Here is a 15,425-nt window from a genome sequence, read left to right as displayed (position 1 = left end):
TATTGTGAGAGGTTTATTTTTTAAGTAACAAAGATAAATCTTGTTCAATTTCAGCAAAGGCGGCTTTAACTTGTTTAACCGACTCTTCTCTGGCAATTGAATTTTGAATAGTTTCGTCCACTTTTTTATAAATAAACACCTCTTGGTCTTCATCTAATCCCATTGTGGGTATGCGCACTTCAAGGTCTTCTTGTAATTGCTTGAATACCTTTTCGTTACTTTCGCGGTTTTCGTTTAGTAACCCAATCAAGCCATGAAACTTACTATGCACTGTGCTGGCTACATCATTTAGCTTTTGCTGCTGCGACTCAAGCATTTGCTTGGTCATAATTGCACGTAACTGCTGCTCAGTCACACTGACAATAAAGCAAACGTGGTCACGAATACGCCCGTGTTTATCTGGGTCGTGATCTGGCATATTCAGAATTAATAAGCTTATCATCTCGTAGTTAACTAATATTCGGTGCGAAAACTCATGTAAGCGACCTTTGTTTTTAAGCATATCAAACAGCTCAATTACAATAGGCGAACACACTCCGCTAAGAGCAAAGTGCTCTATTGTATCGCCATGTCTAAATTCAACATTACTTTGTAGGTCAAACGTTTGTAAGCAGTCTATTAAGGCTTTACCTAAATCTTGCGGATTATTAATAAAACCAATGTTTTCAATGTAATTAACTATTTGCCCCATTTCGCTACTGTTTGCCATAGCGTTAAATGCCGTAGATGTTGCATCTTCTACTTGTTTTTCAAGGCTTTGTTTTTCTATTAATACTTGGTTTAAGTTTTTAAGTTTTGATTTAAGCTCATCATGCCCAAACGGTTTTACAATGTAATCCTCAGCACCGACTGAGTAACCTTCCATACGCTCTTCAACCGTTCCTCTAGCGGAAACAAACATAACAATTATATGCGCGGTATTCGGATTCGCCTTTAATGCTTTACACACTTCGTAGCCATTCATTTGCGGCATACTTACATCAAGTAAAATAACTTGGGGCATGTAGCCTTCAACCATGGCTAAACACTCAGGGCCGCTTGTGGCAACTTGTAATTCGAAATCAAGATCTTCTAAAATTTCTTCAATAATTTCAAGGTTGAAAGGTTCATCATCTACAGCAAGAATTTTAGTTAAGGCCATATTTTCATCATCCAATTAAATATCATTTAAACATTACTTACACATATAATTAGCTATCTTGCACTGCTAGCTTATCATCGGCTAAATGCTCATCTAAATCTATTTCTAGGGGTACCTGAATCCTAATTGTTGCACCACCATCGCTATTATTACTTGCCGTAATTTCGCCTTGATGAAGTGCTACAAACTCTCTACAAAGCGCAAGCCCTAAACCAGTACCACCAGCGCCACTGTTCGTTTTGCTGCTTTGTACAAATTTAGTAAACACGTGCTCTAATTCATCCTCAGGTATACCTATTCCATTGTCTATTACATCAATAATGGCGCTATCTTGATCAGCCATTAAGTTCACTTCAATACGACTTTTAGGTTCGCTAAATTTAAGTGCGTTACCTAACACATTGCGCAATAGCTGATTAATTTGCTCTTCATCACACTGCACAACCACTGGCCCGGGTTTTGAAAAAACAATTTCAATTTCTTTTTCCATAGCCGTACCAGAGACATCATCAATACTGGTTTTTATAATACTTTCTATATTGTATGGGCGTGGATTAAATGGAAATTTCCCCACATCCAATTTTGATAAATCAAGTAAGTTGTTTAATAACGACAATAAACGCTCGCCGCTGCTTTCAATACGCGACAAGTACTTTAAAAGTTTATCTTTAGCAAAATCACCTGCTTCTAACTTACTCAAGCCAAATCGAGAAAAGCTTAATATAGAGTGCATAGGGGTGCGTAACTCGTGCGACATGTTAGCCAAAAATTCCGATTTGCTTAAATTGGCAGCTTCGGCCACATTTTTAGCGTGCTCTAGCTGCGAAGTACGAGCTCGCACTTGCTCCTCAAGTAGGTCTTTGGCTTCAAGGAGTAATTCTTCTTTTTGTTTTAAGTGAGTTACATTTTTAAATATAACCGCCAACGCAATTTCGCCATGGTGGTCTATTTCGTTAAACGAGCCAACTAGCGGAATATACCCGCCGTCTGTTTTTTGCAAACGTAGGTCGCTACTAAATTGGCGGTTACGATTAAGTGTGCTGATTTTATTTTTTATTTCAGCACTTGATTCTTCATCTAAAAATTCAAATACCGAAAAGCCCGCGAGTTTGTCAAAGGGTAGCTTAAACAGCCTTAAGCAGGCATCGTTTGCTTCTATTACTTTGCCGCTGCGTTCAAATAGCATAATGGCGTCAGGCGTATTTTTATAAATAACTTGTAGTAGGCTGTCTTTTTCGATTAATGCATCAACGGTATCTTGTAAACGCTCAACTAGCTCAGCGTTACGGCGTTTTAAAAGCTCTGTTTGCCACAATTTATGTACCGATTGCAGCAGTACGCTATCGGTTAGAGGCTTTATTAAAACATCTTCAACCCCTTTACGAATTGCCTCAATCATTGAAACTTGCTCAGGGCGTGCGGTAAACAATAAGCATCGGCAATCTGGCTGAGACATTTTAATAGCAGAAAAAATATTTAAACCGGTGCCATCTTCAAAGCTAAAATCGCTAATTAAAATATCTATACTGTTTTCATTAGCCACTGCCACCGCTTCGGTTGCGCTGGTTGCGGTTAGCGTTTTGATATGCGCCCCGACTAAATTACTTTTCATTTTTTCAAGGCGCTCAGGCATATGATCAACAAGTAAAATAGTGGGGAGTTTTAAAACGTGGCTAGAGCCAAGCTCTAAGAGGTTTTCGAGTAATGAGGTAATTTCTTTATTTGAAAAAAACGGATAAATAACCGTTGCATCTGGGACTAACTTATTAAGCTCGCTAAAGGCGCTAAGTTGCTCACCGCTTTCGGCTTTAGGGGCAAGTAATACACAGCGGTCTTGTGAGATTTTTTGAGCTATCGACTTTACTACTTCACACGGCACTCCGTAAGCACCAATTACCAAGTCATACTGGCTGGTGTTAGAGTATAAATCAATCATAGAGTAATGAACGAGCTCAGCCTCACAACCTATTAATTCTAGTAAAACTTTCACTCTCATTGCGATAACACTGCTGCTATCTACAATTAAAATTTTTCGACTCATTAAGCCACACTATCGTAAACACTTTATATGTTAATAGCGTAGCCTATAATTTCTTAGTTGGTATAGGTTGTTAGACTTAATTTTGATTTTTTTACCGATAAGCTCCACAACTATTTTGGTAGATGCTTACCGAATATTGTTAAACTGTAGCGTGTGTTATCCATTACCGCGATATGAGGCAACTCACCCCATACGCTAAAACCAAAGTGCTTGAATAACTTAATACTTGGTAAGTTGTGGCTAAATATAAAACCAAGCAATACATCAATTTCGAGCTGTTTAGCCTCTATTTGGGCAAACTCCATCAGCTTTTTGCCAAGTCCTTTACCTTGCGCCGCTTTGGTAATATAAATGCTCATTTCGACGGTGCCATCGTATGCGGGGCGCCCATAAAACGATTTATAACTTAGCCAGGCAAGTACTTGGTCATTTTCGCAATAAACATAAATAGGCCGTTTATCGGTGTGGCTATTAAACCACTCACGTTTGCTCTGTACCGATACTTCTTCGGTATCGGCGGTCACCATACGCGAGGCGATCGTTTCGTTGTATATTGCGACAATGGCAGGTAAATCTTCTATAGTGGCTAAACGTGTAGTCATAACAGCTTAATATTGTTGATCACTTTTGTGCATATTAGCGTAAGATAGACTAGTCAAACAATTATAAATTTAGGCGTTGAGTATGTTAAAAAAAACGATACTAGGGCTCAGTATTTTTATTACGAGCTTAGCTGCCCAAGCAAATGACACGTTACCCAGCAAACAACAGCAGCAACAATGTGAAGACTTTACAAATGTAGAGATACGTAAGCTGCGCTCAAAAGAATCCTTAAACTTATGCCAATTTAAAAACCGCCCTTTGCTCATTGTAAATACGGCTAGCAATTGTGGTTTTACATCTCAATTTGAGGGCCTTGAAAAAGTACACCAACAATACAAAGATAAAGGTTTAGTGGTATTAGGTTTTCCATCTGATGATTTTTTTCAAGAAGAAAACGATGAAAAAGACATAGCAAAAGTGTGTTTTATTAATTACGGCGTTACGTTTACTATGTTTACTACCAGCGAAGTTCGCGGCAGTGATGCAAATCCAATATTTAAACACTTAAACGCGCAAACCAGCTCACCTAACTGGAACTTTTATAAATATTTAGTTTCAGCTGATCGTAAAACAATTAAACGCTTTAACAGTAAAGTAGCTCCTAATTCAAAAGAATTAATTGATGCAATTGAAAATACGCTACTCATCAATTAAGTTTATACTGGTACTGCGAGTTAAAACTAACTAGACTGGCTTTAATGGTTAAATACACCAACTTTAAACAGGAGATTTTATGGCAGTGGCAAGTGCAAGGCACATTTTAGTTGACAGCGAAGCAGAGTGCTTAGATTTAAAAGCTAAGATTGAACAAGGCGAAGACTTTGCAGAGCTTGCAAAAACATATTCAAACTGTCCTTCTGGTCAAGACGGCGGAGCACTTGGCGAGTTTGGCCCAGGTATGATGGTACCTGAGTTTGATAAAGTTGTATTTTCAGCGCCAATTAATCAAGTACAAGGCCCTGTACAAACACAGTTTGGCTATCACTTACTAGAAGTGACAAGCCGCTCAGAATAACGTTGACTTATCGCAACACAAAAAGCCGCTTATGCGGCTTTTTTTAGGAGCAATTATGAAACTTATAGGATCTAACCCTTCTCCATTTGCGCGCAGAGTAAGAATGTGGGCAGCACAAAACAATGTTGACTTAGCGCTAGTAAACCTAGATATTTTTTCTGAGCAAGACCGCCCTACCTTAGCCAGTAACAACCCAGGAAGAAAAATACCGGTTTTAATTGATGGCGATTTAACGCTAAGCGATTCAACCATTATTTTACGTTACCTTATTGCCAAGGCTGGTAAAACACCACTAAGCTGGTCGCAAGAGCACCTACTTAATATTATCAACGCCTGTAACGACTCGTTAGTAGAATTAGCACTTAGCAGACGCTCAGGATTTGATACTAGCGACGATAAATTATTTTTTAATCTGCAAAACGAACGAATTGCACAAACATTAAGCTATTTAAATAGTCATTTAAACGATGATGAATTTAAAGGCTGTGAATGCCTTAACATCAGTTTATACTGCCTACTTGATTGGATTTGCTTTCGTGAATTAACAGACTTTAGCCAACACGCTGCTTTAGTCAGTTTTTATAACGACTATGGCACGCGTCAAGCTGCAGTAAGCACCGATCCCAGACTCTAAACAAATAAGGTAAACACATGAGCGATATTGAAATTGAATCACAACTAGTTAGCTTTGTAGAAAAAGTACGTTTAAGCGAGCAAGTGTGGGCGTTAGGTGGCGACGACGGCGGCTTTGTAGTGTGCGAATCTAACCAGTTTGCCGAAACGGATGTACTGCTTTTATGGGAAAGCGAAGACGCAGCAAAAGCCCAGTGTAAAGAAGAGTGGCAAGAATTTACGCCTGTAGAAATTAATTTAGATGAATTTTTAGATGAGTGGGTAGAAGATTTAAACGAAGACAGCGCATTAGTTGGTTTAAATTGGAATGACGACCAAGTGTGTGTAGAAATAGAGCCTGTTGGCTTAGCACGCGCACTTAGCGAATAACTGCCACTATAAATTAAATAGTGAATACAACACCTGCTTTTTAAGTGGGTGTTTTTGTTTTGTAGCTAAAAACATAAATACTAGAATCGATACTCGCATGTTTATCTGTTTTAAGTATAAAATATAACATGTCATTAATTTCAAGGGATTACGTTGAAAACCCATCTTGGCCGCCGCCCTTTTTCAGCAATGGAGCTGCATACGCTTTATAACGGCTATATTTATGGCGATTTTAAAGTAGCAAGAGAGCAAGCAAAGCATTGGCATTTTTGGTTGCCTTTAATTGCCTATTACAGTGGCGCATATAGCGATGAAATTGGCTGCTTAACGCTTGACGATCTTGAGCTTAAAAATGGCATTTTATGTTTTAATTTTCATACTAATGGAAAAATAAAAGCGCGCTTGGTTCCGGTGCATCAAGCCTTAGTTGATGCAGGGCTTAACGACTTTATTGCCTTTGTTAAAGCACATAATCACACACGTTTGTTGTTTGATTTACCGGCTAAGTCTGGCCGTTACAGCGAAAAAGTACGCATTTGGTTTACTGGTGAAGGTGAACGTGCGGGTTATTTGCAAAAATGTGCCATTCCCACTGTTGATCAACTTGGTATGAAAACCGCCATAAGTAGCCTACGACTTAATTTTGAGCAACAAGTGCGTATTTACGCATTACAGGCTAATTCAAAAGACGCCTTTAATTATTTAATGGGGTTTAACGAATACCCCAATGATAAATTTGACGATACCGCCTTACTAAACAACGTAATACAGCAAATTCGCACCATTAACCCACAGCTGCATTGGCAGCGCTTTAAGCAGCGCCAGAGCCACTGACACTATTTGTTACTATTTTAAATCCAAGCAGCCACTTTATTAAATTACTCTCATAAAAAAAACTGCTAGGATATCTAAATCTCAATTTTTAAGGGCATAGAAATGCCTGTTTGAGTCAGTTTCTAACAACAACAATCTAGGGATCACTATGTTTTTAAAAAGCCTATTAACAGTAAGTGTTGCTTTAGCAATGACTACTGCCAACGCTAACGAGTTCGTTATCGAAAAGCTTGCTAAACCAAGTTCACAAAAGGTGTCGTTAACACTCGACCCAAGCCAAGACACCTTTACAGGGATGACAGAAATAGCCCTAGAAGTGTTAAAACCCACTCATTACATTGAACTTAACGGCGTGGCTTACGCTGTTAAAATGGCGCAGTTACTAGGCGATGAAAACTGCGACTTAAATAACGAAATGCTAAAAACAGAAAAAGTAAAATTTAGCTGTGATGAGCAAATTCAGCCGGGTAAGTACACCCTAAAAATAGATTTTTCTGCGCCGTATAATCGCCAAAGTGTGGGCTTATACAAAACAATTGATCAGGGCACACCTTATTTATTTACTCAGTTTGAAATGAATGATGCACGCCGTGCATTTCCGGTATTTGATGAACCAAGTTATAAAATACCGTTTCAGTTGACGATTACAGCGCCAACGTCTCAAAAGGTTTATGCCAATACGCCAGAGCTTAAAACCGCAGTTAACGGCGAGATGACAACGCATTACTTTGATAAAACGCCACCTATTCCTTCTTATTTAGTGGCTATGGCCGTGGGCCCTTTTGAAGAGCTTGAAATAAAAGACATGCCAATTCCAGGGCGTGTTATTACCCCGCAGGGTAAAATTCATTTAGCTGATTACGCAAAAGAGAACATGCCAAAAGTACTTGCTGCACTTGAGGCTTATTTTGGTATTCCTTATATTTATAAAAAGCTCGACTCGGTAGCAGTACCCGAGTTTCCTTTTGGCGCAATGGAAAACTCAGGCCTAGTAACCTACCGCGAAGATATATTACTGGTTGATTTAGCAGCTGCTACACGCAGTAAAAAACAGCGTAATGTGTCGATTATTGCTCACGAGCTTGCCCATCAATGGTACGGTAACTTAGTTACCATGAAGTGGTGGAACGACTTATGGTTAAACGAAGCATTTGCCAGCTGGATGGCGGCAAAGATTACTAAGCAGCTTAATCCAGAATTTGAATCTCACCTTGATTTACCACAAAACAACGTAATGGCATTAGATGCTCGCTTAAGCACTAAGCCGATTCGTAAACCAATTAAAACCGAAGCCGATATTATGGATGGTTTAGGGCTTGCCTACAGTAAAGGCAGCGCTGTACTGGCTATGGTTGAAAACTGGATTGGTGAAGACGCATTCCAAAAAGGGATTCAAAGTTACTTAAAAAAATTCTCGTATAAAAACGCCGAAGCAGCCGATTTATGGGAAGCACTAGGTAAAGCTTCTAATAAAGATGTTGCGAGTGTTTTAAAATCATTTATTGAACAGTCTTCTTTTCCGCTTGTAGATGTAAAACAAGACGGTAAAAAAATTACTATATCGCAAAGTCGCTTTGCTAATGCTGGTGTAGATGCCCCCGCACAGCTTTGGAATGTCCCTGTTGGGATAAAATATGGCGCTGGCGATAAAGTAAAAACAGCCAGTATTTTACTCAATAAGCAAAGCCAAACCTTAACACTTGATTTTGAGCCACAGTGGATTTATCCCGATGAAGGGGCGCTAGGTTATTACCGCTGGGTAATGGACGATGCGCAGTTTGATTCACTAATAAAACATGCTCCGCAAGCACTTAATGATCGTGAGCGCTTAGCGCTGCTCTCTGCCACTGATGCACTACTTGATGCGGGTGTAATATCGGCGGCTAAGTTAATGCAAACCTTAGAAGTATTTGTGAGCGATGATCACCCTCGTGTTGCAAATACAGCGCTGGGCTACTTGGTATCGCAAAAAAATACCTTTAAAGATGAAAGCAACGAAGCGTTATGGCCTGAGTTTATTCGCAGTGCAGTAATGCCTGCAGCTAAAAAATACTCACTAGAAGCACAAGCTGGCGAAGACGGTGCAGTATCGCAACTACGTGCGGGTGTTGTTTCCTTGCTTGGTTTTGATGGCGAAGATCAACGTGTGATCAGCAAAGCAAAAGAGCAAACGCAAGTGTACTTAAACGATCCGCAAAAAGTGGATCCGTATTTAGCAGCTACCTACTTAAAACTTGCCGCCTATAATGGGGATAAAGCCTTACTTGATCAATTTATGGCAACCTTTAAAACCACTAAAGATCCACAAGTACGCACAAACATGCTGGCTGCAATGGGCTTTATGGGTAAAGCGCAGTTACAAAAGCAAGTATTAGCGTACACCCTAACCGACGAAGTAACCGCGTCTGATATGCGCACTATTTTAGCAGGTCAAAGTTATAGCGAGCCACGCCAAGCATTATTTATTGAGTGGATATACAACAATTACGACAAGGTAACACAAAGCTTACCGCCGTTTTTTGTGCCTAACTTACCGTACTTTACGACCGCGCGTTGTGATGAACAAAGTTTAGCAACCACGCAAGCATTCTTTAAAGATAAAATTGAAGAAACACCGGGCTACGCGCGTACGCTAAGCAAGCTTGAAGAAAGTACCCATGATTGTATTGCGCTTAAAGAGCGTGAACTGGCATCAGTTAATGACTTTTTAAAAAGCAAATAAGTATAATTAAAAGTAAATATGTATAATTAAAAAAGCCGCTGAGTTATTCACTCAGCGGCTTTTATTTACCCGTTAATAATCTGTGTTAGCTTGGCAATAAAGTCTTTTGCTGCTTGCTCTGAGTTAATTTTAAAGGCCACACCATAGTGAATCGGCTGCGCACTTTTGTGAATACGTGTAGGAAAGCGCGTCATCTCGCTACTATGAAAATAACCCTGTACTCGTGTTACCTCATCAATTGTTGCAAAATCATCGCTAAACACCTCAAAGGCTGGGCGAATAATTATTTTGCCTTTACCCGCTTCGCTGTGGGTATAAATTGCTTCTTTAGAATTTGCTAACATGTACTCAGCAATGTTTTTAATTTTAAAGTTGCTTCTGCACTTTAACTGAATGAGCTGCTCTGTTAACTCATCTGCACTATAAGCCACGTGGTGATCCCTTTAATGTTTAATTGTGCATTACATTAGCCTATACGCGCTGCAAAGTCCGAATTATTTTACATCGCATACAAAGGCAAGTTTGTCATTTTTATAACTCATTCGCGTTATGTTTGTCTCGCAATATGGGCTTAAGTTAAGCCATTGAGAAACCTCATCGGTGCCACTTAAATTACGCATATATACACGGTTTTTAACCGCATAAGCCACTGTATTAGCATCTTTTAAAATAAAGTCTTGTACTTGCTCTGGCAATCTAAGTAAATCTTCTACCTGTTTAGATTGCGGGTTAAAGCTTGCTAAAGTATGCTGATCATTTTTTGTGTAGCTAAATAAAAATGTTGCGGTTTTACTGTTATAAATAAGCGTACGCCCTATGTTACTTGCTACCACCTCGCCTTTTGCCGCAGCAACCGAAGTATATTGCAATGTATGTGGCTCACCCAAAATAAACATCACTAAGTCGTTTTGAGCGCCCCACGCGTGGTAGCCAACAGGTTCAATCCAATCAAAAATACGGCTCGGTGCTTGCTCAGTATCAAGTGGGTATTGCCACAACTTTTGTTTGCTATCTTGCTCTACCACAATAGCCGATAAACTTTGTTTTGAGGGCATAACCGTGGGCGAATATTCGCTCACTGGCGTATTTGTTATGTTGCTTATTTGCTTGGTTGCTAAATCATAATAGGCAATATCGGTTTGACTTTGCTCGCTTGAAATAACTTCATGGGTGAAATAAATACCCTTGTTTGTTAAATAAGGTTGGTTGTTATAGCTATTTTTGTCGCTCACTATACTCACTTGCATACCGTAGGGTGTATTTAAATCAGCAAGTAATATTTGGCTTTTAGGCATGCTAGCCTGCGCTGTAGCAAGGCTTAGCGCCGCTAAAGAGACTAGCCCAAGCCATGGTTTAATAAGTTTCATGCTTTCTCTCGTTTTATTTTTAAGCACCTCATGATAACGTTATTTGCCGATGGCGTCACTTGACCTAAGTCAGTCAACTCTTTATAACTAACTTGGTCCTAAAAAAGAGAAAATACATGTCAGCTAAACATCCTATCATTGCTATTACAGGTTCGTCGGGTGCGGGAACTACCACTACCACCAATGCAATTAAACATATTTTTCGTAGCCTCAACATTGATGCGGCTTTTATCGAAGGAGATAGCTTTCATCGTTACACGCGCCCAGAAATGGATAAAAAAGTACGCGAAGCACAACAAGAAGGTAAACACATAAGTTACTTTGGCCGTGAAGCCAATGACTTTGGCGCATTAGAAACCTTATTTGGTACCTACGGCGAAACAGGCCAAGGCAAGTTACGCCGATACTTACATACCTTTGACGAAGCAGTGCCATACAATCAATTACCGGGGACCTTTACCCCTTGGCAAGATCTTGAAACAAACACTGATTTAATGTTTTACGAAGGCTTGCACGGTGGCGTGGTTGATCAAGATCATGATGTAGCTAAGCACGTGGATCTACTTATAGGCATGGTGCCTATTATTAACCTTGAATGGATCCAAAAATTGATCCGCGATACGCAAGACCGCGGCCACTCTCGCGAAAAAGTAATGGACTCAATTGTACGCAGTATGGATGACTACATTAATCACATTACACCACAGTTTTCGCGCACCCATATTAACTTTCAACGTGTGCCAACGGTTGATACGTCAAACCCATTTAGCGCAAAAGATATTCCTTCGCTAGATGAAAGCTTTGTGGTTATTCGCTTTAGAGGAATTGATGACGTTGATTTTCCGTATTATTTACAGATGATTGAAGGCAGCTTTATGTCGCGTATAAATACCCTTGTGGTGCCAGGCGGTAAAATGGGTTTAGCAATGGAGCTGGTGCTTACTCCGCTAATTAAAGACATTATTGTTAAAAAGCGTGCTCTTGAAAACCTAGCCCCTTTAGATATACCCATTTAGCCCCTCTTTTATGATTTACACTTCTGACGTACACTGCTGCTTTTGCTAACAGTGAGGGATAACGTGTCGCACTCATTAAAAATTATTGTGGGCTCTAAAAACCCAGTAAAAATTAACGCTGCAAAACATATTTTTGCAATGTACTTTCCTAGTTATGAAATTGATTGCCAAGGCGTTGATGCTCCCTCAAATGTTCCCGATCAACCAATTGGCGAGGAACAAACCCGTATAGGCGCACAAAACCGAGTTACTTACTGTAAAAGCATGTACCAAGCAGATTACTACTGTGCAATGGAAGGCGGTGCAGAGCAATTTAGCTATGGTGCTGCCACCTTTGCCTATGTTGTTATTAATAATCGCTCTGAGCAAGCGATAGGACGCAGCAGTAACCTGCCGTTACCGCAAGTGTTATATAACGCGCTGCTAAGCGGAGAAGAGCTTGGCGATGTGATGGATAAAGCATTTAACACCCATAATGTTAAGCAAAAAGGCGGCGCGATAGGGCTTCTCACAAACAACCATGCCACTCGTCAAAGCACCTACACCCAAGCGCTTACCTTAGCTATGGCTCCTTTTTTACACCCTAGCCTTTATCAGGAAAATTAATGAAATACAGTTATGTACTGTTTGATGCAGACGAAACACTATTCAGGTTTGATATTTTAGCGGGAATGACCCGCATGTTTAAAGCGTACAACATTGAGTTTACTCAAGCTGATTACATCCATTACCAAAAAACTAATAAGCAGCTGTGGATAGATTATCAAGATGGAAAAATTAGCGCCGATTACTTACAAGTAACCCGCTTTAACGAGTGGGCTGTAAAATTAGGGGTACCCGCTAAAGAGCTAAACGATGCATTTTTAGATGCTATGGCACAAATTTGTGAACCACTCCCCGGCGCAATCGATTTACTAAATGCACTCAAACCGCATGCACGATTGGGTATTATTACTAATGGCTTTGCACGTTTGCAAGCCCTGCGCCTAGCGCATACCGGCCTTGAAAATATGTTTGATTGGCTGGTTATTTCGGAACTGGTAGGCATTGCTAAGCCTAACAAGGCTATTTTTGAGCACACATTTGAGCTTATGGGTAACCCAGACAAAAGCAAAATATTAATGGTGGGCGACACTGCCTCTAGCGATATTTTAGGAGGCAATAATGCAGGTATTGATACCTGTTGGCTACAGCACCCTGGCGAGCAGTTACCAGCAGGCATAATCCCAACCTACACCATAACTGAACTGGCACAGTTACCAGCAATTTTAGCGCTTTAAGCTGCGCGTTAATTATTAAAAATTAATAGTAATTAGCTGCAACTCGCTAATTTAAGGCAAAAAAAATGACGCTATTAAGCGTCATTTTTTATAACTGTTTGTGAGCGTGTATTTTTAAAAAATACTAAATTAGGCCGTCGCTAATTCAAGGCCGGGTGCAGGCATCGTAACAGGCGTTTCAAATGTTGCCCACTCCCATGCTGACTCTGTTGCCATAATTTTGCGAAGTAACTTATTATTTAAATCGTGACCCGATTTATAAGCCGTTACTTTACCTAGTAGGTTATGACCTGTCATAAACATGTCGCCCACACAGTCTAATATTTTGTGTTTTACAAATTCATCGCTGTAGCGCAAACCATTTGGGTTTAGTACTTTAAAGTCATCAAGTACTACTGCGCTGTCCATGCTGCCACCAAGTGCTAGGTTATTAGCATGCATGTATTCAATGTCTTTCATAAAGCCAAAGGTACGTGCACGGCTAATTTCTTCAGTAAAGCTTTGCGCAGTAATATCTAAACCAATGCGCTGGCGGCTTTCATTAATGGCCGGGTGATCAAAGGCAATTTCAAAGTCGATATGAAAACCATCATATGGTTCTACTTCGGCCCATTTATCGCCTTCTTCAATACGTACTTTTTCTTTTATACGAATAAAGCGCTTCGCAACATTTTGCTCTTCAATGCCGCCTTTTTGTAACAAATAAATGAACGGTAATGCACTACCATCCATAATCGGCACTTCTGAGCTGTCTAATTCAACAACTAAATTATCGATACCCATTGCAGCAACCGCTGCAATTAGGTGCTCAGTCGTTGATAAGCGAACGCCATCTTTGTTAATTAAACAGGTACACAGCTGCGTATCACCAACGGCTTCAGGTGTTGTTTCAAAATCAACAACCGGATCAAGGTCGACACGACGAAATACAATCCCGGTATTTGCGCTCGCAGGTCGGAGAGTTATTGTGACCTTCTCACCTTTATGAAGTCCAATTCCTATGGCTTTGACTACTTGTGCAATCGTACGCTGTTTAATCATAGGTTCGCTCACTTTTAAATCAGTTACAGTTAGACGGCGGAGTTTAACATAAATCCTTTTGCCTTTCAATATTTGTACATATTTCAAACAAAAGCATTAGTAAATGTTAATCAGCCTGCTTACGTAAAAAAGCCGGAATATCAAAATAATCTCCGCCTTCTGATTTATCCGCTTTTTTACTGTTTTGCGCTGATGAACTTGCCGTGTTGCTTGAGCTTGTAGATGGCGCTTGTTCTTTGCTTTCTACTTGCGTGCTTGGCGTCGTTTCTTCAGTGCTTGTGCCCTGGCTTGCAAAGCTTGGTACGTACATGCTGCTAGATTGGTTTGATGAACTTGCTACATCAGAACCTGATGCCTTTTTAAAGCCGTTATCAACAATACCAAACTGCGGACGACGATCGCCGCCTAACCCCGTAGCAACAACGGTTACACGTAACTCGTCGCTCATTTCTGGGTCAATAACTGCACCCACAACCACGGTTGCATTTTCAGACGCTAGCGCTTTAACGTGGTTACCCACAATTTCAAATTCTTCAATCGCAATGTCCATACCCGCAGTAATATTAACCAAAATACCTTTAGCACCGGTTAAATCAACGTCTTCTAGTAATGGGCTTGAGATAGCCGCTTCTGCAGCTTCTTGAGCACGATCTGGGCCTGATGCAGAGGCTGTGCCCATCATGGCAGTACCCATTGCTGACATTACGGTACGTACGTCGGCGAAATCCACGTTAATTAAACCAGAACGTGTAATTAGCTCCGCAATACCTTGAACCGCACCAAAAAGTACATCGTTTGCTTTAGCGAAGGCATCTAACAGTGTAGTCCCTTTACCTAAAACTTTAAGCAATTTATTGTTCGGAATTGTAATAAGTGAGTCTACAATTTCTGACAATTCGTTAATGCCTTGTTCAGCAGCTGCTGCGCGCTTTTTGCCTTCAAAGTCAAAAGGACGCGTTACTACAGCAACCGTTAAAATACCTAATTCTTTGGCAATTTTAGCAACCACTGGTGCAGCACCAGTACCTGTACCACCACCCATGCCGGCAGCAATAAATACCATATCTGCGCCTTCAAGGCTGGCACGGATTGTTTCTGCATCTTCTTCAGCCGATTCGCGGCCTACTTCTGGGTTTGCACCTGCACCTAACCCTGAGGTTATTTGCGTGCCTAGTTGTACGGTAATATCGGCAGCGGAATTACGTAATGCTTGTGCATCCGTATTTGCGGCTATAAAGCGCACGCCTTCTATTTGTTGTTTTACCATGTGCTCAACAGCGTTACCGCCGCCACCGCCCACGCCAATTACCTTAATTACAGCTTCTTCGCTGTGTTGTTCCATCATATCAAACATGTTTACTCT

General features: G+C 40.4%; 16 protein-coding genes. 9 read left to right on the top strand and 7 right to left on the bottom strand.

Going from position 1 to position 15,425, the window contains the following annotated elements:
* Positions 1–13: 13 nt before the first annotated feature.
* From PSH41_RS01345 to PSH41_RS01335, 3 genes are all read right to left on the bottom strand, one after another.
* Positions 14–1,141 carry a response regulator gene (locus PSH41_RS01345; RefSeq protein WP_064384744.1) on the bottom strand — a complete coding sequence of 376 codons (1,128 nt, stop codon included), beginning with the start codon at positions 1,139–1,141 and terminating at the stop codon, positions 14–16.
* 49 nt (positions 1,142–1,190) lie between these two features.
* A complete protein-coding gene (locus PSH41_RS01340; protein WP_096740160.1) occupies positions 1,191–3,182 on the bottom strand; it encodes a sensor histidine kinase in 1,992 nt (663 codons plus the stop codon).
* 110 nt (positions 3,183–3,292) lie between these two features.
* Positions 3,293–3,784: a GNAT family N-acetyltransferase gene (locus tag PSH41_RS01335; RefSeq protein WP_264390532.1), complete on the bottom strand. Its 492-nt coding sequence runs from the start codon at positions 3,782–3,784 to the stop codon at positions 3,293–3,295.
* Between the two features lie 82 nt (positions 3,785–3,866).
* On the opposite strand from PSH41_RS01335, the gene PSH41_RS01330 reads away from it, so the two are divergent.
* The 6 genes from PSH41_RS01330 to PSH41_RS01305 all read left to right on the top strand — a co-directional run bounded on the left by PSH41_RS01330 (position 3,867) and on the right by PSH41_RS01305 (position 9,358).
* Positions 3,867–4,439: a glutathione peroxidase gene (locus tag PSH41_RS01330; protein WP_004589433.1), complete on the top strand. Its 573-nt coding sequence runs from the start codon at positions 3,867–3,869 to the stop codon at positions 4,437–4,439.
* A gap of 79 nt (positions 4,440–4,518) precedes the next feature.
* Complete coding sequence (locus PSH41_RS01325; RefSeq protein WP_004589432.1) at positions 4,519–4,800, top strand: peptidylprolyl isomerase; 282 nt, start codon at positions 4,519–4,521, stop codon at positions 4,798–4,800.
* A 55-nt stretch (positions 4,801–4,855) separates the two neighbouring features.
* Entirely contained in the window at positions 4,856–5,434 is a 579-nt protein-coding gene (locus PSH41_RS01320; RefSeq protein ID WP_029774054.1) for a glutathione S-transferase family protein, read from the top strand.
* Positions 5,435–5,451: 17 nt separating this feature from the next.
* Positions 5,452–5,802: a DUF2750 domain-containing protein gene (locus PSH41_RS01315; protein WP_004589430.1), complete on the top strand. Its 351-nt coding sequence runs from the start codon at positions 5,452–5,454 to the stop codon at positions 5,800–5,802.
* Between the two features lie 153 nt (positions 5,803–5,955).
* A complete protein-coding gene (locus PSH41_RS01310; RefSeq protein WP_004589429.1) occupies positions 5,956–6,636 on the top strand; it encodes a hypothetical protein in 681 nt (226 codons plus the stop codon).
* A 148-nt stretch (positions 6,637–6,784) separates the two neighbouring features.
* A complete protein-coding gene (locus tag PSH41_RS01305; protein WP_054982325.1) occupies positions 6,785–9,358 on the top strand; it encodes a M1 family metallopeptidase in 2,574 nt (857 codons plus the stop codon).
* A gap of 65 nt (positions 9,359–9,423) precedes the next feature.
* On the opposite strand, the gene PSH41_RS01300 is transcribed toward PSH41_RS01305, so the two are convergent.
* Together PSH41_RS01300 and PSH41_RS01295 are read right to left on the bottom strand one after the other, a co-directional pair.
* Positions 9,424–9,789: a hypothetical protein gene (locus PSH41_RS01300; protein ID WP_004589427.1), complete on the bottom strand. Its 366-nt coding sequence runs from the start codon at positions 9,787–9,789 to the stop codon at positions 9,424–9,426.
* 63 nt (positions 9,790–9,852) lie between these two features.
* Positions 9,853–10,725 (bottom strand): hypothetical protein, encoded by an 873-nt coding sequence (locus PSH41_RS01295; protein WP_273588649.1) that lies wholly within the window; start codon positions 10,723–10,725, stop codon positions 9,853–9,855.
* Between the two features lie 116 nt (positions 10,726–10,841).
* On the opposite strand from PSH41_RS01295, the gene PSH41_RS01290 reads away from it, so the two are divergent.
* From PSH41_RS01290 to yjjG, 3 genes are all read left to right on the top strand, one after another.
* Positions 10,842–11,741 (top strand): phosphoribulokinase, encoded by a 900-nt coding sequence (locus PSH41_RS01290; protein WP_004589425.1) that lies wholly within the window; start codon positions 10,842–10,844, stop codon positions 11,739–11,741.
* A 63-nt stretch (positions 11,742–11,804) separates the two neighbouring features.
* The gene (gene yjjX / locus PSH41_RS01285) at positions 11,805–12,347 is read left to right on the top strand and encodes an inosine/xanthosine triphosphatase (protein ID WP_273588648.1); all 543 of its coding nucleotides are present in this window, start codon (positions 11,805–11,807) and stop codon (positions 12,345–12,347) included.
* Positions 12,347–13,021: a pyrimidine 5'-nucleotidase gene (gene yjjG, locus PSH41_RS01280; protein ID WP_273588647.1), complete on the top strand. Its 675-nt coding sequence runs from the start codon at positions 12,347–12,349 to the stop codon at positions 13,019–13,021. The genes yjjX and yjjG overlap by 1 nt, the downstream gene beginning before the upstream one ends.
* A gap of 129 nt (positions 13,022–13,150) precedes the next feature.
* Here the strand turns inward: yjjG and lpxC are convergent, their stop codons facing one another.
* Together lpxC and ftsZ are read right to left on the bottom strand one after the other, a co-directional pair.
* Positions 13,151–14,062 (bottom strand): UDP-3-O-acyl-N-acetylglucosamine deacetylase, encoded by a 912-nt coding sequence (gene lpxC, locus PSH41_RS01275; RefSeq protein WP_273588646.1) that lies wholly within the window; start codon positions 14,060–14,062, stop codon positions 13,151–13,153.
* A gap of 106 nt (positions 14,063–14,168) precedes the next feature.
* On the bottom strand, positions 14,169–15,416 hold the full coding sequence (gene ftsZ, locus PSH41_RS01270) for a cell division protein FtsZ (protein WP_004589421.1): 1,248 nt from the start codon (positions 15,414–15,416) through the stop codon (positions 14,169–14,171).
* Positions 15,417–15,425: the final 9 nt, after the last annotated feature.

Source organism: Pseudoalteromonas sp. CST2, assembly GCF_028599385.1.
In the GTDB taxonomy this organism is placed as follows: domain Bacteria; phylum Pseudomonadota; class Gammaproteobacteria; order Enterobacterales; family Alteromonadaceae; genus Pseudoalteromonas; species Pseudoalteromonas atlantica.
The sequence above is the reverse complement of the archived record's forward strand: the minus strand, read 5'-3'. Positions and strand labels throughout refer to the sequence as shown.